Genomic DNA, 22,463 nt, shown 5'->3' on the forward strand with positions numbered 1-22,463 from the left:
CGCTCTTCTTTTCTTTCTTGGCAAAATAGGAGTATAATAGCATGGATGTGTAAAGTATTGTATAGAGAAAAAGGAGTGACCACACGATGAGTAAAATCGTACCTGTCGGCGTTTCCGCCCGTCATATTCACCTGACTCAAGAGCATATTGAAATTTTGTTCGGAGCAGGCTATCAATTAACCGAATTTAAACCTTTGTCCCAACCAGGACAATTTGCCGCAAATGAAACGGTAGCTGTAATTGGTTCTAAGGGCCAATTTGATAAGGTTCGCATTTTGGGACCTGCTCGTCCCGCTTCCCAGTTGGAAATTTCTCGCACTGATTCCTTTGCTATTGGTGTAAAAGCACCTGTACGCGAATCGGGTAGCATTGATGGTACACCAGGAATCACAGTAAAAGGACCAGCAGGTGAAGTGGAACTGCAAGAAGGCGTGATTGTAGCAGCCCGCCATATTCATTTCCATACATCTGATGCAGCTAAATGGGACATTAAGGACAAGCAGTTGCTGAAAGTACGTGTTGGCGGCGAACGTGGTCTTGTATTTGAAAATGTTCTTGCACGTGTGTCCGATTCTTTTGCTTTGGATATGCACATTGATACAGATGAAGCGAACGGTGCCGGTGTGAAAAACGGTGACAACGCTGAAATCGTAGACTAATATACACGATTTAAATGCCGGAAGGCTTAAAGAGTCCGATTCTTGCAAAAGAATCGGGCTTTTTACATACTATATAATTCACAGATACTTCACTTATGTACAAAAAGAACATGAGTTCACTTTGCACTCAATGGTATCTGCGGTTGATCTATGGCGATGGCCTATAAATCATGCTATAATTTAGTGTAATGCCTTTTTTAAAGGTTTTTTTAGAACTTAAAATAAATTTACCCATGCCTAAAGATACAGTAAAATCACAAATTAGCTCGTGAAATAGATGGTGTAAGGAGTGACTAAGGAATGGAAAAGAAAACAAAAGATTACTCCAAATATTTTGATTTCTCGGATGCGAAGATTATTTCTGAAGATGAGCATAGCAAAAAGATCCGTATTCGCGGACGTGAAATCAACATTATGGCGGAGCCGAACCATAGAAAAGAAAAGCAACGCGGTAAAGAGGATGTACAGGTATTATATGATAACGCAGTCCCGGATGAGCTAAAGCATATCGGTGAGGGAAAGCATTACATCGTATACACATTTGGTTGCCAAATGAACGAGCATGATTCCGAAACCATAAAAGGTTTGCTGGAGCAAATGGGCTACCAATCAACCGAGGATCGGAAGGAAGCAGACATCATTTTACTAAACACTTGTGCTATCCGTGAAAATGCGGAGGATAAAGTGTTTGGCGAGCTGGGTCACCTCAAGCATCTCAAAACAGAAAAGCCAGGACTGCTGCTCGGCGTGTGTGGCTGCATGTCACAGGAAGAGAACGTCGTTAACCGGATTATGCAAAAACACGGTTTTGTCGATATGATTTTTGGTACCCATAATATTCATCGTCTGCCTCAGCTCGTCAAGGAAGCACTCTTTAGCAAAGAAATGGTGGTCGAAGTGTGGTCTAAGGAAGGCGACATTATCGAAAACTTGCCGAAGAAGCGCGAGGGTATGCGGGCTTGGGTGAACATTATGTACGGCTGTGATAAATTTTGCACCTATTGCATTGTTCCCTTTACACGTGGTAAGGAAAGAAGCCGTCGTCCAGAGGATGTTATCGCTGAAGTACGGGATTTGGCACGTCAAGGTTTTAAAGAAATCACCTTACTGGGGCAGAATGTTAACGCTTATGGTAAGGATTTGAAAGATTTGAATTACAGATTCGGGGATCTGATGGATGATATGCGCAAAATCAATATCCCGCGTGTACGTTTTACAACATCACATCCACGTGATTTTGATGACCATTTGGTAGAAGTGCTCGGTAAGGGTGGTAATTTGGTGGAGCATATCCATCTGCCTGTTCAATCCGGTAATACGGATATATTGAAGAAAATGAACCGAAAATATACCCGTGAGCGTGTTCTGGAACTGGCAGCGAAGATTAAAGCAGCTGTTCCGCATGTTTCTCTGACAACGGATATCATTGTAGGTTTCCCGGGCGAAACAGACGAGCAGTTTGAAGATACTCTATCTTTGGTGCGCGAGGTCGGCTATGACTTTGCCTACACATTCATTTATTCACCACGTGAAGGTACGCCAGCTGCTTCGATGGAAGATAATGTGCCTATGTCGGTCAAAAAAGAGCGTCTCCGGCGTCTGAACATTGCGGTGAACCAAAACAGCCTTCGCTTTAATAGTCGATTGCGTGGCGAAGTGGTTGAAGTGTTGGTGGAAGGCGAGAGCAAAAATGACAGCAAAGTGCTTGCCGGTCGGACCCGTTCCAATAAGCTTGTACATTTTGAGGGTTCTCAGGACCTGATTGGTTCCTTTGTTCAAGTGAAAATTACGGAACCTATGACCTTTTACATCAAAGGTGATCTGGTTGAAACGGCTGTAGCAGTTAACGGATAAAAGAATATTCTAGCGGGTTGCATGCGGTCTGAGTAAGGTTGTGTGCAGGGCCGTCTAAGTGAGAAAAGGAGCGATGGACAATGACAGAGGAGCGGTTGCAACAAACAGAACTTCAATCGGCGGCGCGCCAGCATGATCATTTGGTCAATCGCGAAATGATATTGGCAAAAGCCAAAGAATTAGCAGGTATTTTGGGTAGCAGTGAGGAAGTACAGGTATTCCGGAAAGCAGAAGAAAAGATTCAGGATCATGGGCGCATTCAGCAACTGATTGCAACGATGAAAAAGAAGCAAAAGGAAATTGTTGCATTTGAATCCTTAAAAAATCAAAAAATGATTGCCAAAATAGAGGCCGAGCTACAGGAGCTACAGGAAGAACTTGATGGTATTCCAATTGTAACGGAGTTTCAGCAGAGTCAGGTGGAAATTAATGAGCTACTGCAAATGGTGATCATGGCGATTCGTGATACCGTTGCTGAGAAGGTGAACGTTGAAGAGGGAAAAAGTACTTCCTCGTCGAATTGCAGTGATTAGAATGAAATTTATGGTGTGGAGGCGTAGCTTCCACGCCTTTTTTTCGAAAGCAATTTGCCATCGTATATATTTATAAGACATCAAGAGAAATGGGACAACATAGAAGGGATGGAAGCAAGGGAATGGATAAGTTCGGTAAGATGCTAGAGGGCGAAAATAATACTTTTTGGGAGTATTTAGGGTGTGAGCTGATTGCAGCTGATGCAAACGAGGTACAGATCGCTTTGGAAGCCAAACAAGAGCATACCAATGTGATGGGTATTGTCCATGGGGGTGTGCTTACTTCATTGATGGATCAGGCGATGGGGATGGTCAGTATGGCTTCACGAAATATGGATCCATGTGTAACGACGAACCTGAATGTTCATTTCTTGTCAGCCATGAGGCAAGGCCGACTGGAGGTTAGGGCGCGGATTCTTCATCAGGGAGGTCGGACTATAACCACTGAGGCGGAAGTAAGGGATAGTGAAGGCACACTTGGGTCTACATCTACAGCAACCTTCCGAGTATTACGTACACAAGCAAGTGATTCAGGTAAGGCCTGACGCTTGACAAAAATTTTTATTATGTCATAATGAATTTATCAAAACGATATAATATGGTGATGCCAATGGATAGCAATCGTATAAACGAAGAGGCGCAAAAGGCGTCGTATAACATTAAGAAATACCGCACTCCAGATGGAGCTCCGGCGGATATCGTTATGTTTACCTTAACGAAGCGGGAGCGCAAGACGGTAACAAAGACATTGCCGATTCGGGAGCTGAAAGTGATGCTCATCAAGCGCCGCAGTTGGCCGTTTGCAGGACGCTGGGCGTTGCCTGGAGGGTTTTGTCAGGAAGATGAATCCATGTATGGAGCTGCCAAGCGGGAACTGTTAGAGGAAACGGGTGTGGACGGCGGGCATCTGGAGTATTTGGGTGTATATAGTGGACCGGGACGTGATCCGCGCGGCTGGATCATATCGCATGCATTTTTTGCGCTGGTAGAAGAATGGATGTTGGAACAGCGTCAGGCGGCCGATGATGCTTCCGAGGTGGGGCTATTCACAATCCGCGAAGCGTTGGAGGAATTGGAGCTGGCATTTGATCACCGGGATATCATAGTAGATGCTTATCGCAAAATTCAGTTGCAGATGCTTCAGACGACGATCGCCAAGCAGTTTTTACCGCTACATTTTACACTGGGTGAATTATATCAGGTGATACAGAGTGTCGTACCGGACTTCGAAGAGCCAAACTTTATTCGCAAAATAACATCGACTCGTAGCAGACAGGGAATTCTGGAAGAGGTGCGTGATGAGAACGGCAAACCGCTCAGTTCCAACCAGTATTCACAAAGACCGGCACAGTTGTACCGTTTTAGTGACAGAGTACCGCGTTTATCTATCTACACGTAACGTCTAATGTAATAGGTACGCATAGAACGTACAATTTCACTTTGAGGATAAGGAGCTGACCGTACGATGCAGGCACTAATTGTGATTGATTACACGAAAGATTTTGTGGATGGTAGTTTGCCTGTAGGACAACCTGCGATTGAGTTGGATGAACGGATCGCAGCAATTACGCAGGCATATGTAGATCAAGGGGACTTTGTCGTCATGGCTGTGGATTTGCATGAGGAGAACGACCTTTATCACCCAGAGAGCAAGCTGTTTCCTCCGCATAATATACGTGGAACCAACGGACGACATTTGTATGGCAAGCTTCATAGCCTCTATGAGCAACAAAGTGATCTTATCTACTGGTTGGATAAAACACGGTATAGTGCTTTTGCGGGCACAGATCTGGAACTCAGGCTGCGTGAACGTGGTATTGTGGAAGTTCATCTGATTGGTGTATGTACGGATATATGTGTACTGCATACGGCTGTAGATGCTTATAACAAAGGTTTTGCTATTACTGTATACAAGGACGCTGTGGCGAGCTTTAATCAAGCTGGACATGATTGGGCTTTGGGTCATTTTGAGGGAAGTCTTGGAGCCGCGGTACGATCGGCTGAGGATACGGTTTTACGCCAGAAGAAGTAAAATAACTTAACGATTGTGCACCAATGTCCGATAACAAAATGGAGCCGGATATTGCTGAATCTGGGCAGATGAGGCGGTAGCGCCACAAACCTGGAGACAGTCAGAGAGGATGATTACAATGCAGTCAACGAGCCTCGCATTACATACAGATAAATATCAGATTAATATGATGTACGCCCACTGGGTGAACGGAAGTCACCAGCGTAAAGCTGTGTTCGAGGCGTATTTTCGTAAACTCCCTTTTGGTAATGGATATGCCGTGTTCGCGGGTCTGGAACGCATTGTGAATTATATTGCAAATTTGCGGTTTACAGAAGAGGACATTCGCTACCTGTCTGAACAGGAGGAGAAGTACGATCCCATGTTCATGGAGGCGCTTCGCCAGTTTAAGTTTGGTGGAACGGTCCATTCGATGAAAGAAGGGGCCCTTGTTTTTCCCAACGAGCCTCTGGTCCGTGTTGAAGGAACGATTATGGAAACGCAGCTTGTCGAAACGGCATTGCTGAATTTTATGAACTATCAGACACTTATTGCGACAAAGGCATCGCGCATCAAGCAGGTGGCAAGTGATGATACACTGCTCGAATTTGGAACACGGCGTGCGCAGGAAGCAGATGCAGCGATTTGGGGAGCACGAGCAGCTTATGTGGCTGGTTTTGACGCGACTTCTAATATGCTGGCAGGCGAACATTTTGGAATCCCGACGAAGGGGACACATGCACATTCATGGGTGCAGACCTTTATGACGGAGCAGGAGGCGTTTGACGTGTATGCGAAGGTATTGCCAGATCAGGTTACACTGCTGGTAGACACCTTTGACACGCTGGAAAGCGGGGTTCCTCATGCGATTCGGACAGCAAAAATGCTGGAGAGTCAGGGCAAGCGTATGAATGCAATCCGTCTGGATAGCGGTGACTTGGCTTATCTATCCATTCAGGCACGAGAAATGCTCGATGCTGAAGGATTAGATTACGTACAAATTGTAGCTTCCAATGATTTGGATGAAAATACGATTTTTAACCTGAAAGCCCAAGGGGCACGTATTGATGTATGGGGTGTAGGAACACAGCTTATTACGGCTTCGGATCAACCATCGCTTGGCGGGGTGTACAAGCTGGTTGAGCGTGAAGTAGATGGCGAAATGCTGCCGACGATTAAGATCTCGGGGAATCCAGAAAAAGTATCCACACCAGGCAAAAAGGATGTATATCGCATTGTGGATAAGAAGAAAGGGAGAGCTGTAGCCGATTATATTTCTTTTCCGGATGAAGAGCGTCCGCGTAATGGTAAGCGCCTGAAGCTGTTTAACCCTTTGCATCCGTATATGAAGAAGTATGTAGAAAATTACGAAGCCGTGCCGATGCTTGAGCCTATTTTTATAAATGGACAGAAGGTATATGAGCTTCCCGAGCTGGATGAAATTCGTGCCTACCATACTTCACAGTTAAAACTGTTCTGGCCAGAATATTTGAGGAAGCTGAACCCTGAAATTTATCGTGTAAATCTGAGCGAGAAGGTATGGGAGCTAAAGCAAAAGCTGATCGACAGCTATATGCAGCCCGAAGTTGAAGAAAAAGAATAGTTGGAAGAGGCACCTCATGAATGCATGGGGTGCCTCTTTGTGTTGGAGCATGTAGGAAATAGGAGCTTATTTATAAATTTCTCTCATCACATGTCGTAGCTCAGGGACAATAATGCGTTCCATTGCCAAACGAACGGCTCCGCGTGAGCCAGGCATAGAAAATACAGCTGTCTGACCCACAGTGCCAGCTACAGCCCGGCTTAAGATAGCTGCTGAACCAATGTCCTCAGCATAGCTTAAATAACGGAAGATTTCCCCAAAGCCAGGTAGTTCCTTATCCAGTAGAGAGGAGACAGCTTCATAAGTAGTATCACGTGGAGAAATACCGGTACCACCTGTCAAAAGAACAGCCTCGATGTCATCCTGTGCCGCTGCTTCGGATACTAACTGCTGAATACCTTCGTAGTCATCCTTGACGATGACATATCGAACAACTGTATATCCATTGGTTTCTAGTAGATCCATGAGCAGTCGTCCCCCAGTATCTGTTTCCACGGTGCGTGTGTCCGAGACAGTCACGACCATGCAATTCACTTGTTGGGGGGATTCCTGACGGTGTTCCTCTACAGAAGACATATTCATTAAAATGTTCACTCCTTGATCGGTGGTTAGACATACACTTTTTACAATAGAGCAATGACTGAGCGTATGCAAGTCAGAAACAGGGGCTAAAAATCCATGTGATTAATATCCTTGCATTTGCACACTGGAATATAGTACACTTCCTTACATAAGTCGGGATTGTATTGTCTTGTTTTATTGAAAGCGCGCACATCAAATGATTAACCTCAAGGGACAGTGGGTAATAGTACAGCAGGGTCAACAACTGGGAGGTAATGTAATATGAATCATTCATACCAACAATGCGTGGATGCTTGCCTGGAATGTATGAACGCTTGCAATGTATGTTACGTAGCGAGTTTGAAGGAATATGATTTAGCTATGCTGCGTGAATGTATTCGAGTGAGTAGGGAATGTGCAGAAATATGCGGATTTGCTGCTCAAATGATGCAGCGTGGAACGGATTTTGCCGAGCAAATCTGTGAGCTATGCGCCAAGGCCTGTGAGGTATGTGCTGCTGAATGCAGCAAGCATTCCCATGATCATTGTAAACATTGTGCAGAAGCCTGCCGTCGTTGCGTTCAGGCATGCCGCCAATTGGTGGCAGTGTAATTACATATATGGAACTAGTGCCTGAAGAGGAAATAATAGGTTGCTTTCTACTGAATAGGTTTGTATAATGAATGGAATTAACGTCACGGAACGGGAAAGTAGCAGCTGAGCCGTATCATTACAGCGAGCCGGAAGAGGTGGAAGCCGGTATGAGGTCCGATGTGAAGCGCACCCGGGAGACGGTTGATCCAACGAGCAGAACTTCTAGTAGATCAGCCCGGCAGACACCGTTATTAGTCATTGGAGTGAAATCGCGATTTGTGTAGTTAGCTTTAGCTGCACAACCGATTTACGAAGAGTGGTACCGCGGGATATTGAAGTTCTCGTCTCTTGAATGATTTCAAGAGGCGGGGGCTTTTTTTGTTAGATTCTATAAAAAGAAGGAGAGAGATCATCATGTTAATGAGGATTGCTGCTCAAGCGATATTAGCCCATACGGGCTTGGAGGAAAAAGAAATTTTATCTTTATTTGAGGTGCCTCCGCAGCCTGAATGGGGAGATGTGGCGTTTCCCTGTTTTATGCTGGCTAAAAAGTTTCGAAAGTCTCCGCAGCACATTGCACTGGAATTGGCGGAACTAGTAGGCCATAAAGAAGGTTTAACCGCTTCAGCATCGGGTGCCTATGTAAACATAACCTTGGATCGATCGGTTCATATTCCGCTTATGCTTGCTGAATTGAGCAAGGCTGATTTCCTCAGGCCTAATATCGGGAACGGGCAGCGGGTAGTTATTGATATGTCCTCGCCTAATATTGCCAAACCGTTTGGTATCGGTCATCTTCGCTCTACGGTTATCGGTGCTGCCTTGTATCGCATACTTGGTGAAACAGGTTATGTACCTATTAGTGTGAATCATCTTGGGGATTGGGGAACACAGTTTGGTAAGCAAATTGCGGCCTATAAAAGATGGGGAAATGAGGAGCAGTTACAACATGATCCGATTGGTGAATCGCTAAAGCTATATGTGCGTTTTCATCAGGAGGCCGATCATGATCCGACTTTGGAGGATGAAGGGCGCGAGTGGTTCCGACGTTTGGAACATGGGGATGCGGAGGCTCGACAACTATGGGAGTTTTTTGTTGAAATCAGTCTGGGTGAATTTGATCGTATGTACCAGCGTCTAAACATTGCATTTGACCATGTGCTGGGAGAAAGTTTTTACAATGATAAGATGCAGGCAGTTATTGATCAATTAAGAGCAAAAGGATTGTTGGAGGAAAGTGATGGGGCGCTCGTAGTTCGCCTGGAAGACGAGGAACTGCCTCCGTGTCTTATTCTGAAAAAGGATGGAACCACCATTTATCCGACACGTGATCTGGCAACAGCGATTTATCGTCATGAAGTGATGAAGGCTGATCGTTTGCTGTACGTCGTTGGTGGAGAACAGAAGTTGCATTTCCAGCAGGTGTTTGCGGTGCTGAAGCATGCAGGGGAGGCATGGGCGGAGCAATGTGAGCATGTGCCGTTTGGATTAATGCGGTTTGCGGGTAAGAAAATGTCCACAAGACGTGGCAAGGTTGTGAAGCTGGAGGAGGTGCTGGATGAAGCTGTAGCGCGTGCTCAAGGCATCATTACTCAGAAGAACCCTGGTTTACAGGAACAACAGGCAATAGCGGAGGACGTTGGCATCGGGGCGATTATTTTTGGTGATTTAAAAAACAACCGGCTGAATGAAGTGGACTTTTCGTTGGAGGAGGCGCTGACCTTTGAAGGCGAGACCGGGCCTTATGTGCAGTATACTCATGCGCGCATACGCAGCCTTCTGGAGAAAGCTCACGCTCGCGCCGATGTTGATGTTAATACTAACCCTAGCGACAATGACCTTGTCCAAGATAGCCATTCTCGTGATTTGAATGGCGTATCGGATGAAATATTGGGTGACGCAGGTTGGGCGCTGCTTAAGCAATTGGGTCGCTATCACGGGCAACTGATACGTGCGGCTCGCCAACTAGAGCCTTCGGTAATTGCGAGATTTGCATTGGATACGGCCCAGGCGTTTAACCGGTTTTACGCCAAGGAAAGGATTGTCGATGGTGGACAATGGCGTATTCAGTTGGCGGAACAAACTGCCGATATTCTGGCATGCGCGCTGCAACTTCTTGGTCTGAAAGCACCGAATCGGATGTAAGCAAAGCGAACGAAGGGAGCGAGTTTTTGCTGGCGGGATGACTGCTACCCATACCTGGCTCTTCCAAAGGAATACTGTAAAAGATTAATCTGTTGCAGCCACTTTTGGGTATGCATAAATGTTGTGAGCAGAAAAGAGTTAGACGGGTACACTAATCGCAGGAATTCCACCGTTTTGCAACCAATTTGTGTATATTTGAAACATTTGATGATTCTATTGCGTCGGTAAGTATAGAAGCAAAGTAAACATGGAGGTGTATCTCATGAAAAAGAACAAAAGTGTGACAGCTGCCCTGCTTGTCGTCTGCTCATTGGCAGTGGCTACGTCGGCTTCTGCTTTTCTGGATATAAAGGGAGCTGAACAGGAGAAGATCGTAAACTCACTTCAGGACAAAGGAATTATTCAAGGAATAACCAAGGATAAATTTGCACCGGATCAAACGCTCACGTATGCACAAGGAGTACACTTGGTTGTTCGTGCAATGGATCTTCAGGTGATGCCTGATTTCACAACGGGTTCCTTTGCAAACATTCCGGCTTCCGCATGGTATGCTCAGTCCTATCGGATTGCAGCCCAACACCAAATCCCTTTGTCACCAGATATTGATCCAAGCACTCGTATGACAAGAGAACAATTTGCTAATATTCTGTATAAAGCAGTGAGTGCAACGGGTGAATATCCAACTGTCCGTATGTACATTAATGTAGCGGATGGCAAAAAACTAGATCAGGAATCTAACGCAGCAGTTCAATTCCTGCTGTTGACTAAAATTGCAAAATTGGACGAACAGAGCAATTTTAACCCGGATCGTAAAGTAACCCGGATGGAGGCAGCAGAAATGGTCTATAACGCATCCGAATTTGTGCAAAATCATAAACCAGTTGAATCCACTCCTGAAAATCCGGTTGAGCCTGCAGATCCGGTTCACCAAAATAACATTAGTATGAGTATAGAGAAGGCGAATGACCAGCAGAACAAAGTGACAATTACTCGTTTGCAGGCACCTAATCCGGGTTACGGCATTGAAGTGGATCACATCGACTACGTAGGTGATACAAATGCAGTAATTTACTACAAGTTGACTAGTCCAAAGCCAGGGGAAATGAATATTCAGGTCATTACGGATACCCACACAAGTACAATGGTAGACAGTAAGTATAAGGTTACGCTTAAAGCGGTAGATGGAACAGTGCTTCCGCCCACGGGAACAGGCAATTCTGCAGCTAAATAAAATTGCAAGCCATATGTTATAGTTATAAAAAAACCAGCGAGTCTCCAATTTGTGGGGGAGACTTGCTGGTTTTTTTCATGCCAAATGTTCATCGTTACCCTAAGTAATAGGGCTATTCAAGCCTTAAATGCTGACTTTGCCAGTAAGTAAGTCATTTTGCGCAGGAGGCGTAGCAGAGATTGAATCGGATTCTGTTGCAACTGTTCCCGATTGGAGCTGATACATTTGGAAGTAACGCCCGCCTTGGGCCATAAGCTCGTCATGGCTACCCCGTTCAACAATTTCACCCCGATGCAGCACCAAAATTTGGTCCGCACTACGAATGGTGGACAAACGGTGAGCAATGATAAAGGTCGTACGTCCCTTCTTAAGTACCTCAAGAGCGGATTGGATGAGCGCTTCTGTTTCGGTGTCAATATTGGCAGTAGCTTCATCCAGAATTAAAATGGCGGGATCAAAGGCTAGTGCACGAGCGAAGGAAATAAGCTGGCGTTGTCCGGCTGATAAGGTGCTACCTTTCTCAATAACGGGCTCATCGAATCCTTGCGGCAAATGGGCCAACAGTTTGTCGGCTCCAACATCATGCAGCGCTTTATTCACCTGTTCTCTCGTGATTCGGCTGTCTCCGAGACTGACATTGGAGGCTACCGTACCTGTGAACAAATATGGATCTTGAAGAACAATACCCATATAATGGCGAAGCCATTGCTTAGGGATGTCTTTGACAGACGTTCCGTCAATGGTGATCGTTCCTTTTTGCGGATCATAGAACCGGAATAGCAGGTTGATAATCGAACTTTTGCCTGATCCGGTATGTCCGACAAGGGCAACCGTTTGGCCGGGCTGTGCTGTAAAGGAAATATGTTTAAGTACATCATCCTTTTTGTAGGCAAAGGAAACGTCGTTAAACTCTACCTGGCCTTTGTAGCGCGGCATCATGCCGTCGGTCACCGGCTCTCCAGTTTCGTCCATCAACTCAAATACGCGTCCTGAGGATACGATGGAAGTATCCAGTACGGCGAGTTGGTTGACCATACCCGTCATAGGTTGGAACAGTCGTCCCAGCACATCGACGAAGGCATACAATACGCCTAGTGAAACAGCACTACCTGTCGTTCCGAGCGCCTCAGATCCGAAATACCACAACACGACGGCAAAGGCGAGATTTCTCAACACGTTGACTAAATTGTGCGAAGTGAAGGCGTTCAAATTCAGCATTTTATTCTGATGCTTCATATAGTCATCATTCAGTTCTTCAAACTCTTGCTGCGTTTGTTTCTGGTGTCGGAATACGCGAATAATGGACATCCCTTGAATCGATTCATTGATAATCGCATTAATTTCACTGAGTCTGGACCGAATGATCGTATTATAACGGGTGGCAACCTTGCGATACAATACAATCCACAAGATCAGTAACGGTACAATAAACAGAGAGATAAGACCCAGTCTGAAGTCCAGCAAAAAGAGTGCAACATATACTCCTGCCATCGTCACAATCCCAGAAGTGAAATTTGAGAGCACAGCCACAAACAAATCTTTGACTGCCTCAGTGTCATTCGTAACACGGGATACGACTTTGCCTGCAGGCAAGTTATCAAAAAAGTAAACTGGCAACCGCTGGATGTGCGCGTAGAGATCAAGCCGAAGCTTTTGAATGACCTTGTTCGCCGAGGATTGCAGCCAGTATGTTTTGCCAAATTCAGCAAAAATGGAAATAACCAGGAAGAAGCAATACCAACCAATCAGCTGAAAGATACCGGGCATTTCCGGTTTGTAAAAGCTATACAGTTCATCAGCTGTCAGAGCCTTGGCTTCATAGCGAAAGGTGTCGGAGCCGCGTGTCACAGTCAGCGTTCCGTTCGTAAAGGAGCGATTACCGTCAGCCACTTGAACCGAGCCATCCACAAATACGAAAGATTTTCCAACTTGTAAAATCCTCGCTTCACGACCTTTAGTCTCCCCGGACTCAAAGCGATCTTCACGCTTAAAGTGGGTTCCCGCATAGCTTACGGTGCCGTCCACACTAGTTGTTTCATAAAATGGTTTTTCAATAGCGAGCATATGGTCGTCGATCATCGTTTTGGCGATGAAGGGACCAGCCAGCTCGGCGGCTACTCCGATAGCCAAAGCGATGAGAGCGGCGATAAAGCCTGCTTTGCTCGTCAGTGCGTACTGGAATAGTCTTTTGCCGATATTGGGTTTCATTAGGATACCTCCCCTGAGGTCAGATCAGATTCCACTTGTTGCCGTTCATACTGTTGTCGGTACCATCCGTCAGCCTGAAGCAGCTCGCTGTGGGTTCCTTCCTCAATAATGCGTCCTTGTTCCAGCACGACGATCCGGTCTGCATGTTCTACAGCGGAGAGGCGGTGGGTGGAGATCAGGGTCGTTTTACCCGAGCGCTTGCGTCGGATATTGTCAATAATTCTTGCTTCCGTCCGGGCATCTACTGCAGATAGTGCATCGTCTAACAATAGAATATCCGGGTCACCGATAAAGGCACGTGCCAACGAAACGCGCTGCTTCTGGCCGCCGGACAGAGCGATACCTTTTTCTCCGACCAGTGTATCCAGCCCGTCAGACAGGGTACCTAAATCCTGATCGAAGGCAGCAGTACGGATTGCTTCCATAATGTCGTCATCATCTGCATGAGGTTTCCCGAACTGAATGTTCTCGCGCACCGATTTGGAAAACAAAATTTGCTCTTGCGGCACGTAGCCGATCCAGCTGTGTAGTTGTTCTACTGCAATGTCCTCCAAACTTATGCCGGAGATTAAAATATCACCGCTCCCCGTCGGATATTCATGCAGTAGCTGTTTGAGCAGAGTGGATTTCCCGCTGCCGGTTCTACCGACGACGCCTAGCGTTTCTCCGCGTTTGAGCTCCAGACTCACATGTGACAGATTGTCAATAGTAGAGGTAGGGTAACGGAAGGTAACGTCTTTCATCCTGATGGATTCGAGGCGGTCTACTGGAACAGGTTGAGCTGCATCCTGAACGTCTGGCTGGACATCGAGAGTTTCATTGACCCGGTCCAGGGAAGCGCTACCGCGCTGCATAATGTTAATCAGCTCTCCAATGGCAAACATCGGCCAAATCATCATTCCTAGATACATATTAAAGGAGACCAATTCGCCTAGCGTGATATCGTTATGAAATACCAGATAAATACCATACCCGAGTCCAATGACGTAGCTAAGTCCTACACATAAACGGATCGTCGGTTCAAAGAGAGCATCCATCCGGGCGACAGCCAGATTTTTACGAAATACATCGTCAGTAATATCAGCGAAACGCTTTTCGTCCATTCGCTCTTGCACATAGGCGCGAATGACCCGGATACCAGCCACGGATTCCAACACCTGATCGTTCATATCACCAAATGCATCTTGTGCCAGTGTGTAACGCTCATGAACGGCTTTACCGTAAATGCTCATAGCCAGTGCGATAAAAGGTAGGGGCAGGATAGCTGCCAGTGTCAACTTCCAACTGATTAGGGTGCCCATGGCAACTAATACCACGCTCAGATAGACCGTAGAGTCTGTCAGTGTCAGCATGCCGAAGCCCGCTGTACTTGCTACGGAGCGAAGGTCGTTCGTGGCCCGAGCCATCAGATCGCCAGTGCGATTACGTTCAAAAAATGGAGGGGTCATCCGCAGCAGATGATTCATAAAGCGTGTGCGCAGTAAGCGCTCCACCAGATTGGCACCACCAAACAGCTTGTGCATCCATATGTACGTAATGTAGTAGATGACGGCTAGAATGCCTATGATGTACAAAATATAATGCCAAAGTGAGGACCAGGAAATTGAACCGCGCACAATTTCATCAATGGCACTACCTAGCAGCCGAGGTGGAGCAAGCTCCAGTACACCAACAGCTATCAGCAAAAACAGTCCAATGGAGTATCGGCTTCGTTCTCTTTTAAAAAACCAGCTTAAATTTTTAAGTACTGAAAACAAGAGGAATCCCATCCTTTCATGACAAGTTCATTCGAGAGTTGTGTACCATTTTGAAGAAACAACAGGGCTTGCTGCCACAAGTAAGATCCGACAACAGGCACAAAAAAGGCATACCGTCCGCAGACGATATGCCTTAAATCTCAATATCATATGGCGCGCAGGTATTTTCAGCACACTCACCACTGAAAAACTGCTCAAACGCAGGCAGCCACTCGTATTAAACCATACAACGTGAATGGCCCAATTCTGAAGGATGCGACAGGGGAGATGCTCCGGTATGAAGTTGTTGTGTTTGTAGATGTGGGTAAAATGCAATAGGAAATTTTAGCACCGGTAACACTCCTTTCTTCCTCAAAATGGGTTCATTCTAACATGAGTAATCGTTCAAATTGGTAATAAATTTCAAAATGGATCTCGTATGGTTGAATCTTAACACCCTTTTTTGCGAATTGTCAAACCTTTTTCAAAAAAATGTATATGGCTTGTCCAAGAAACTGGCTGGGTTAGGACGGTTGGTGGTCATTCTAAAAAATGCTATGATATAGTTAGCAGACGTCATTGTATAAGGAGATGAGAATAGCGCATGAGCATACAGGTAACTGAACCTGCGGCACAGTGGTATATTAAGGAGCTTGGTTTGAAACGTGGAGATTCGATCCGTTTTTTTGTTCGCTATAGCTCTGGCGGTGGGTTGCATCCAGGCTTTTCTCTGGGAATTGCCGTAGAGCCTCCGCAGCACCCCGTATTACAGCATGAAGCGGCTGGCATTACGTTTTATATGGAGGACCAGGATTACTGGTATCTCAAGGGCCATCATCTGGAAGTTAAGTATTTGGAGGAACATGATGACATTATTTATACCTATGTTGAGGATGGACAAGCTTAGTACTCCACTGTCAATCATAGCGTGCAAATAATTGTTCTTGGACATGAAAAGCGGCGGAGTATCGTGTTACAGGAGATGAACCTGTACATGATGCTCCGCCGCTTTTTTGTGGTTAAGGCGGGTATGTCGTATGTTAAGGGTTGTTAAGTATCGGGCCATCGAGTGCAAAATCAAAATCATCAATGTCGTACACATGTACAGGTACGGAAGCTTCGATAATGCGGTGGATCCAGTCCAATTGATCCGTCAGAATGGGTAATGATTCACGCTGAGCTGTTAACACCAGTTCAGTCTCAATTGGATCAAAATATTCTCCGTAATGTGCTGTATCAACAGCATTAATGATAATGAGTGATGTATTGGCATCGAATAGAATAGGCAAGCTCTTGGCCCAAGGCATCTGAAGCGCACGCCGAATTTTTTTCTGATTCAACGGTTCCTCAAAATAACTGATCAACTCGCTTACCTTCCGCTTCACATGTTGATCGTCCATAGGATTATCCATGAGCGGCTCTGTGCTATCCTGGAATTCGTATAGCTCTAGCAGTGATGTGTAAGGCACCATATATTCCACAGGGGCGGGAGATGTAAGAAGTTGGCCGTATATAGCCACCATTACAGCTTCCGTTACAAATTGTCGAGACATCGGTCAAGCCTCCTGCATTTACCAAATTATGCGATATGAGTATACCACAAAGCGGGACTGAATTCAGCCCGACATGCAGATTGCTATCATTTATTCCTATATTTGTTGTACGAATTTAGCTGCGGCCAATTAACAAGGAAAGCAATCCGGCAGCAATTAGAGGTCCAACAGGAACTCCTTTAAAGAAGGCAACGCCAATGACGGTCCCAATCAGTAGACCTGTCACAATAATGGGCTGTCCAGACATCAAAGTTACTCCGCGGCCGCCAAGGTAGGCTACCAGAATTCCGATACCAATCGCGAGCAGTGATTTCCAGTGCAGGAAGGACTCCATCACCTGATTGATGCTGATTTTACCGCTGGCTAGCGGGGTCATGACCCCAATCGTCAAAATAATAATTCCGATCGTCAGGCCATACTTTTCGAGCCAGGGGAAAGCAGAATGAAAGCTGGTTACCCGCAGCAGCAGTAATACAACCATGGCAATAGTCACGGTAGAGTTGCCACTAACAATCCCAAGACCAGCCAATACCAGTAAGATAAGTGAGCTGTAATCCATACAGATGTTCTCCTTCGTTTATTTAGCTTTGGATATGCTCCGCGATTTGACGCCCGTGCCAGCGGCCTGTTTCAATAAACACTTCATTGGCATTGCTGCCTGAAGCGATGACCCCCGCGACATATATACCTGGGATGTTCGTTTCCATCGTGGCAGGATTAAATTCTGGTTTGTCCAGATCTTCAGCCATATGAACGCCGACAGACTCCAGTAGTTTTCGTTCCGGGTGAAATCCAGTCAGTGCCAGTACAAAATCATTTTCGAGTCGGAATGCTTCAGTGTCCAGCGGAGTGACTACGACATGGTCTGGATGAATTTCGGTAATGCGTGCGCCTAAATGCAGCGTGATCTTCCCTTTTTGTACCATACTGTCAAACAGTGGACGAACCCACGGCTTGATGTATTGGGACAACTCGCTTCGACGATATACCATATCAATCGTAGCTCCGACCCGCACTAATTCCATCGCAGCATCTACCGCAGAGTTACTGCCACCGATAACTGCAACCCGGGTTCCTGTGTAGGGATGGGCTTCGCTGAAATAGTGAGTGACTTTATCCAATTGTTCCCCGGGAATGCCCAAATAGTTCGGATGATCAAAATATCCTGTAGCCACAACGACATAGCGTGACGAATACGTTTTGGTTATTTCTCCTTTGCTCAGGGTATGTACAGTAAATGTACCGTCATCCTGGCGATGAATAGACTGGGCCTCCTCATAATGCTGAATGTTCAAGTTATAATGTGTAGCTACCTTACGATAGTACGCCAGTGCTTCATGACGAAAAGGTTTGTCATTAGGGGTACTGAATGGAATATCACCGATTTCAAGTAGTTCAGCGGTGCTAAAAAACTGCATGTTCGTCGGATACAGAAAAATGGAGTGAACGATGTTGCTTTTTTCAATAATGACAGTTTGCAAACCTCTGCGGCTGCATTCGATTGCAGCAGATAGTCCGCAGGGTCCGCCACCGATAATGATTACGTCGTGCATTTGGTTGAACCTCCAGTTGTATTGGTTTATTACGCCAGTTTTGTAGGGTTAACATTATTTTGACGATTAAAAACGGATCTCAGGATTGAAGCAAATCGCTCAGTATGTGAGAAGTTTTCAAATAATAATCCTACCGCAATGCGAACACAATATCCAGCCGTTTTCAGAAAAGATGACAGACGGTGAAGATTGACAGCCACATTTAGTGAACATATAATTAGATATATATCTAATTTATGTGATTGAATTCGTTTGCATAGCAAGTATGTACTAGTGAAAAGAGGTGCAATAACGATGCAACTGGATAAAATGGTCAATTATCATAAAGCACTTGCTGATCCAACGCGAATGCGGATACTACTTCTTTTGTCCTGTGGGGAGATGCATGGCCAAGCTTTGGCGAAAAAGCTGAATTTGTCCCAACCGACTGTTACGCATCATGCTTCCAAACTTCGTGAGACTGGGTTGATTAAGGAACGACGTGATAAAAACACGGTGTATTTTACACTGAATCCAGAATTGATCCGGCAGCATGCCGAGGCGACGGTGCGATTTATTTTCGAAAAAGGAGAGGGGGAGGAAGAGATGTCAGAGTTGAATGAAACGCTGGAGGCATCGGTCTTACGCAATTTTTTTTCCAAGGACGGCAAGTTGCGCCAAATCCCTGCGCAGTATAAGAAAAAATTGATCGTACTTCAGATGCTGGCAGAAAAGCTGGAGCCAGGCCGCATGTATCCTGAACGTGAATTAAACGAGTGGATCAAGCAATACCATGAGGATTTTGCAACGATTCGGCGTGAGCTGATTATGCATCAGTTTATGTACAGGGAACGGGAAATGTACGAATTGAACCCGCGTGAGATGTGGACGCGCTGGGATCAGGTACGCTAAACGAAACTTGACAAAGATTTCAAAAAAGTTTCGTAGCTGCCTTGACAGACAATTGATGGACTTGTATGATAAAGGAAATTTTAGGAGGAGGCGATGTTATATGCGTACGAACATGAATGGATGGGTTCAGCAGCAGAATGACTTGTCTCCCGCACGGACAATGCACAGTTAAAGACTGTATAGATCTATAGTCTTGGCTTAGCAGTTGGTTGGACAGTAGAACCAACAAAATCCGCAGGGAGTGATTCCCTGCGGATTTTTTATGGTTAGGCGTCTTGTTATCCAGTTGTTGGTTCTGGGGAGTGGTCTGTGAGAGACTGCTTGCTTAAGTGAACGAACGGATCGCATCGACCTGAATCGTATACCCTCCGCAGGGAAACCCCTGCGGATTTTTCGCGTTGTTCGCATGCGGGGAGAAAATGTACACCTATCAAATAACATTACGATCAAAAATGAACAATGAATTCAGGAGGAAAACAATGAGTATACATGAATACGGTTGGTCTGATTACTGGAACGTTTTTTGGGACCAATGGAAGCAAGGCTTTGAGGAACGCACAGGAAATACACAGGTACGTCCTGCTCGCTTGATTGCCGATTACGGACAAAAGGTGAAGCTTATCACAATGGATGGAGAACGCTGGGGAGTGTCTTCAGGTAAGCTACGACATGCTGTTGTCGATCCGGCGGAAATGCCTGCTGTAGGGGACTGGCTAGCAATCACTACGCCAGATGAAGTGTCGGATGCAGTAATTCATGCCGTCTTGCCGCGGAAAAGTCGAATATCTAGACAGGCAGCGGGCTTTGAGACGAGGGAGCAGCTGATCGCTACCAATGTGGATACGCTGTTCCTTGTTAATGCGCTGAATCATGATTTTAATATGCGCAGACTGGAACGGTATTTAATTATGGCTTGGAACAGCGGGGTAAACCCGGTTGTCGTTTTGAGTAAGAGTGACCTTTGTGAAGATGTTGAACAACGGGTTGCTGAAGCGGAGGGAGTTGCCCCTGGTGTACCTGTTATCGTTATTTCTGCTTTGCAGAATGAAGGCAGAGAGCAACTGGAGACGTTTCTTCAGCCTGGCTCTACAGTTGCTTTGACAGGCTCTTCCGGTAGTGGCAAATCCACGATAGTAAACTGGCTCTCCGAGTCTGAGGTTCAACTGACACAGGATGTGAGGGAGGAAGACAGTCGGGGCAGGCACACAACCACTCACCGACAGCTTTTTCCTATCGCAAAGCAAGCCGTTTTGCTGGATACACCTGGTATGCGCGAGCTTAATCTATGGGATGATTCCATGGGTGTCGCTCATACCTTTACGGATATCATGGAAACGGCGCAGCAATGCCGTTTTGCAGATTGCAAGCATAAGGGAGAAGCTGGATGTGCAGTGGAGGAAGCTATAGAGAGAGGGGAATTGTCGGAATCCAGAGTGAACAATTATCGCAAAATGCAGCGGGAACTGGAATATCAGGCGCGTAAGGAAGCAGACCGGCGCAGGAAAGATAGCCGTTCAAGCACAACCCCGGGGCGTAGGGATCAGCGAAGTGGCTGGCGACGTGATGTGGAGTGGTGAGCCGAACTGCAGTGAAGTATCAAATGTAAAAATATACGAAAATCTATGTTGTAGTCGGCATATGGTATAAAGGGGTGAATATATGCCGAACTACAGCATTGTGGTGGATTTATCGGATCGTCGTTTATATTTGAAGGATGGAGATCAGATTGTCCTTAATTATCCAGTCGGTATTGGCAAGCTGGCTACACAGACACCGCATGGGCAATTTACGATTATTAACAAACAACCTAATCCGGGCGGACCTTTCGGAGCGTTCTGGATGGGGCTGTCCAAGCCGCATTATGGCATTCACGGCACCAATGAGCCATGGTCCATTGGCAAGATGGTGTCACATGGCTGCATTCGAATGCAGAATAAGGATGTGCTTGAGCTTCAGGAGAGGGTAAGTATAGGCACGCCAGTCACGATACAGCCGTAGCGGCTAGACGACATGAGACTCTGTATCTACTCATACGTGGAAACCGCGTCATAGACTGTATCTGTGAAGCGTATTTCATGGCGAACGGCCGTAACTTTAAGTTAGATGCTGCGTTTAGTTACGATTTGGGTTGGATAGGGATACGGGCTTCAATCTGTTTGGAGCCCTCTTTTTCGTCTGCAGATTTGACTAACGGTCCCGAAAGACGTTCTCCTTGTGTACCATACGCCTGTTTGGCGTTGGTCCACATATCTTCGTTTGGTTCGAAACTTATGACTATGATGTAGCGGTTGGCAAGGCTCGGCTTTTTGACCCTCATGCTGAAGGAGCCGTCAGGCATAACTTTGGTTTGATCATCGTAGCCAAACTGCCATCGTCCCGGAAAATCAATCTTGAGTTTGACGTCCGACCCTTCCAGCAAATTGCTGCGCGCATATACATGATAATAGTTACCCTCTTGCTTCACATCAGGCTTAATCCACACTTGAGGGCTGCCGTAGTCCTTAGGTTTGTTCCAGACGGGCTTAACTAAAGGGGTATTGCGTTCTTGTTCAGGATCAAATTCAGCCCCAATCCGAACTTCATACAGAAGCTGTTTGTTTTCTTCGTATTGATATACATAAGGACCTTCCAATTTGTTGCCACCGCTGCCATACAGATTTCGTATTTCATTGTCTTGGTCATCTGGACGGAACAGAACAGTCAGATCCATACTGCCCTGTATTCCGGGGCGTTGTACCTGGAGTACAAAACTTCCGTCCTTTTGAACGGTTGTCTCATCCGTGTACCCAGTTAACAGGGAGTTTTTGACCGCAAGATTCCCTTTGATCCGTGCTCCGGCCGGGAGGTTGGAATGTCCTGTAACCTTCACGGTATTTTTATCAATGCTGACGCCACCTGATATTTCGACATAGCTGCTGCCTTGCTGATGGACAGGTGTATGATTGGCAGCTCGTTCATCAAGGGATGATGCACCTTGGTTGGGATTACCCGTTACGGTGTAGGCACGTGCTTCAGCTTCATGTTGGGCTATACTCCGGGTTGAAGCTTTTTCCCTGCTGCATGCAGCCAGCATCGTTAGAATTAAGAATGCGAATAAAAGGTTGCAGACTATTTTGGTAATCATGTGTTTACTCATGGTTTTTGTTCGCTCCTTGTCCATAGCTTCCAGGCTTAACGTGATAAAATTATCGAAACTTTATGTATTTACCCTTATTAAAGGGTATGTAATCCCGCCTGCTTTATCCTATAAGGAACGTACCTGTTTAAACAACAGGCAGAATGGTTAAAAATGGATAGCCTGATCATCCCCTTGAAAAGCAGGGGCAGCTTG

General features: G+C 45.9%; 21 protein-coding genes and 1 other annotated feature. Of the genes, 14 read left to right on the forward strand and 7 right to left on the reverse strand.

Annotated features, from left to right (window positions below; genetic code table 11):
* Positions 1-86: 86 nt before the first annotated feature.
* The 7 genes from pduL (at position 87) to MKY16_RS10405 (ending at position 6,660) form a co-directional block, all read left to right on the forward strand.
* Positions 87-659, forward strand: a complete 573-nt coding sequence (gene pduL, locus MKY16_RS10375; protein ID WP_013309962.1) for a phosphate propanoyltransferase — start codon at positions 87-89, stop codon at positions 657-659.
* 300 nt (positions 660-959) lie between these two features.
* Positions 960-2,513, forward strand: coding sequence for a tRNA (N6-isopentenyl adenosine(37)-C2)-methylthiotransferase MiaB (gene miaB, locus MKY16_RS10380; protein WP_029517045.1), 1,554 nt, complete (start codon positions 960-962; stop codon positions 2,511-2,513).
* 80 nt (positions 2,514-2,593) lie between these two features.
* Positions 2,594-3,046, forward strand: a complete 453-nt coding sequence (locus MKY16_RS10385; protein WP_023988245.1) for a RicAFT regulatory complex protein RicA family protein — start codon at positions 2,594-2,596, stop codon at positions 3,044-3,046.
* A 122-nt stretch (positions 3,047-3,168) separates the two neighbouring features.
* Entirely contained in the window at positions 3,169-3,591 is a 423-nt protein-coding gene (locus MKY16_RS10390) for a PaaI family thioesterase (RefSeq protein WP_029517046.1), read from the forward strand.
* A 65-nt stretch (positions 3,592-3,656) separates the two neighbouring features.
* On the forward strand, positions 3,657-4,445 hold the full coding sequence (locus MKY16_RS10395; protein ID WP_023988247.1) for an NUDIX domain-containing protein: 789 nt from the start codon (positions 3,657-3,659) through the stop codon (positions 4,443-4,445).
* Positions 4,446-4,511: 66 nt separating this feature from the next.
* Positions 4,512-5,078: a cysteine hydrolase family protein gene (locus MKY16_RS10400; RefSeq protein ID WP_029517047.1), complete on the forward strand. Its 567-nt coding sequence runs from the start codon at positions 4,512-4,514 to the stop codon at positions 5,076-5,078.
* Between the two features lie 118 nt (positions 5,079-5,196).
* Positions 5,197-6,660: a nicotinate phosphoribosyltransferase gene (locus MKY16_RS10405; protein WP_023988249.1), complete on the forward strand. Its 1,464-nt coding sequence runs from the start codon at positions 5,197-5,199 to the stop codon at positions 6,658-6,660.
* Positions 6,661-6,726: 66 nt separating this feature from the next.
* Here MKY16_RS10405 and MKY16_RS10410 read toward each other — a convergent pair whose 3' ends face one another.
* Positions 6,727-7,242, reverse strand: coding sequence for a MogA/MoaB family molybdenum cofactor biosynthesis protein (locus MKY16_RS10410; protein WP_340955238.1), 516 nt, complete (start codon positions 7,240-7,242; stop codon positions 6,727-6,729).
* Positions 7,243-7,503: 261 nt separating this feature from the next.
* Here MKY16_RS10410 and MKY16_RS10415 point away from each other — a divergent pair, with 261 nt between their 5' ends.
* From MKY16_RS10415 to MKY16_RS10425, 3 genes are all read left to right on the forward strand, one after another.
* Positions 7,504-7,833, forward strand: a complete 330-nt coding sequence (locus MKY16_RS10415) for a four-helix bundle copper-binding protein (RefSeq protein ID WP_322251989.1) — start codon at positions 7,504-7,506, stop codon at positions 7,831-7,833.
* 77 nt (positions 7,834-7,910) lie between these two features.
* Positions 7,911-8,167 (forward strand) — a binding site (T-box leader).
* Positions 8,168-8,229: 62 nt separating this feature from the next.
* Positions 8,230-9,960, forward strand: coding sequence for an arginine--tRNA ligase (argS, locus tag MKY16_RS10420; protein WP_340955243.1), 1,731 nt, complete (start codon positions 8,230-8,232; stop codon positions 9,958-9,960).
* Positions 9,961-10,222: 262 nt separating this feature from the next.
* Positions 10,223-11,191 carry an S-layer homology domain-containing protein gene (locus MKY16_RS10425; RefSeq protein WP_340955245.1) on the forward strand — a complete coding sequence of 323 codons (969 nt, stop codon included), beginning with the start codon at positions 10,223-10,225 and terminating at the stop codon, positions 11,189-11,191.
* Positions 11,192-11,314: 123 nt separating this feature from the next.
* Here MKY16_RS10425 and MKY16_RS10430 read toward each other — a convergent pair whose 3' ends face one another.
* Both MKY16_RS10430 and MKY16_RS10435 read right to left on the reverse strand, forming a co-directional pair.
* Positions 11,315-13,399 (reverse strand): ABC transporter ATP-binding protein, encoded by a 2,085-nt coding sequence (locus tag MKY16_RS10430; protein WP_340955247.1) that lies wholly within the window; start codon positions 13,397-13,399, stop codon positions 11,315-11,317.
* Entirely contained in the window at positions 13,399-15,156 is a 1,758-nt protein-coding gene (locus tag MKY16_RS10435) for an ABC transporter ATP-binding protein (protein ID WP_318626636.1), read from the reverse strand. Before MKY16_RS10435 ends, MKY16_RS10430 begins: the two co-directional genes overlap by 1 nt.
* 583 nt (positions 15,157-15,739) lie before the next feature.
* Here MKY16_RS10435 and MKY16_RS10440 point away from each other — a divergent pair.
* Entirely contained in the window at positions 15,740-16,042 is a 303-nt protein-coding gene (locus MKY16_RS10440) for a HesB/YadR/YfhF family protein (RefSeq protein WP_039273555.1), read from the forward strand.
* Between the two features lie 133 nt (positions 16,043-16,175).
* Here the strand turns inward: MKY16_RS10440 and MKY16_RS10445 are convergent, their stop codons facing one another.
* From MKY16_RS10445 to MKY16_RS10455, 3 genes are all read right to left on the reverse strand, one after another.
* Positions 16,176-16,688 carry a hypothetical protein gene (locus MKY16_RS10445; protein ID WP_039273552.1) on the reverse strand — a complete coding sequence of 171 codons (513 nt, stop codon included), beginning with the start codon at positions 16,686-16,688 and terminating at the stop codon, positions 16,176-16,178.
* 115 nt (positions 16,689-16,803) lie between these two features.
* Positions 16,804-17,247: a DUF441 domain-containing protein gene (locus MKY16_RS10450; protein ID WP_039273550.1), complete on the reverse strand. Its 444-nt coding sequence runs from the start codon at positions 17,245-17,247 to the stop codon at positions 16,804-16,806.
* A 22-nt stretch (positions 17,248-17,269) separates the two neighbouring features.
* Positions 17,270-18,241 carry a YpdA family putative bacillithiol disulfide reductase gene (locus MKY16_RS10455; RefSeq protein ID WP_029517056.1) on the reverse strand — a complete coding sequence of 324 codons (972 nt, stop codon included), beginning with the start codon at positions 18,239-18,241 and terminating at the stop codon, positions 17,270-17,272.
* Positions 18,242-18,535: 294 nt separating this feature from the next.
* Between MKY16_RS10455 and MKY16_RS10460 the strand changes: the two genes are divergently transcribed.
* From MKY16_RS10460 to MKY16_RS10470, 3 genes are all read left to right on the forward strand, one after another.
* Positions 18,536-19,132, forward strand: a complete 597-nt coding sequence (locus tag MKY16_RS10460; protein WP_029517057.1) for a DUF2087 domain-containing protein — start codon at positions 18,536-18,538, stop codon at positions 19,130-19,132.
* A gap of 479 nt (positions 19,133-19,611) precedes the next feature.
* On the forward strand, positions 19,612-20,709 hold the full coding sequence (gene rsgA / locus MKY16_RS10465) for a ribosome small subunit-dependent GTPase A (protein WP_029517058.1): 1,098 nt from the start codon (positions 19,612-19,614) through the stop codon (positions 20,707-20,709).
* A gap of 82 nt (positions 20,710-20,791) precedes the next feature.
* Positions 20,792-21,130 (forward strand): L,D-transpeptidase, encoded by a 339-nt coding sequence (locus MKY16_RS10470; RefSeq protein ID WP_029517059.1) that lies wholly within the window; start codon positions 20,792-20,794, stop codon positions 21,128-21,130.
* Positions 21,131-21,248: 118 nt separating this feature from the next.
* Here MKY16_RS10470 and MKY16_RS10475 read toward each other — a convergent pair whose 3' ends face one another.
* Positions 21,249-22,268, reverse strand: a complete 1,020-nt coding sequence (locus tag MKY16_RS10475) for a flagellar motor protein MotB (protein ID WP_209018285.1) — start codon at positions 22,266-22,268, stop codon at positions 21,249-21,251.
* Positions 22,269-22,463: the final 195 nt, after the last annotated feature.

The sequence above is a fragment of the Paenibacillus sp. FSL L8-0641 genome (genome assembly GCF_038006265.1).
Classification (GTDB): domain Bacteria; phylum Bacillota; class Bacilli; order Paenibacillales; family Paenibacillaceae; genus Paenibacillus; species Paenibacillus polymyxa_D.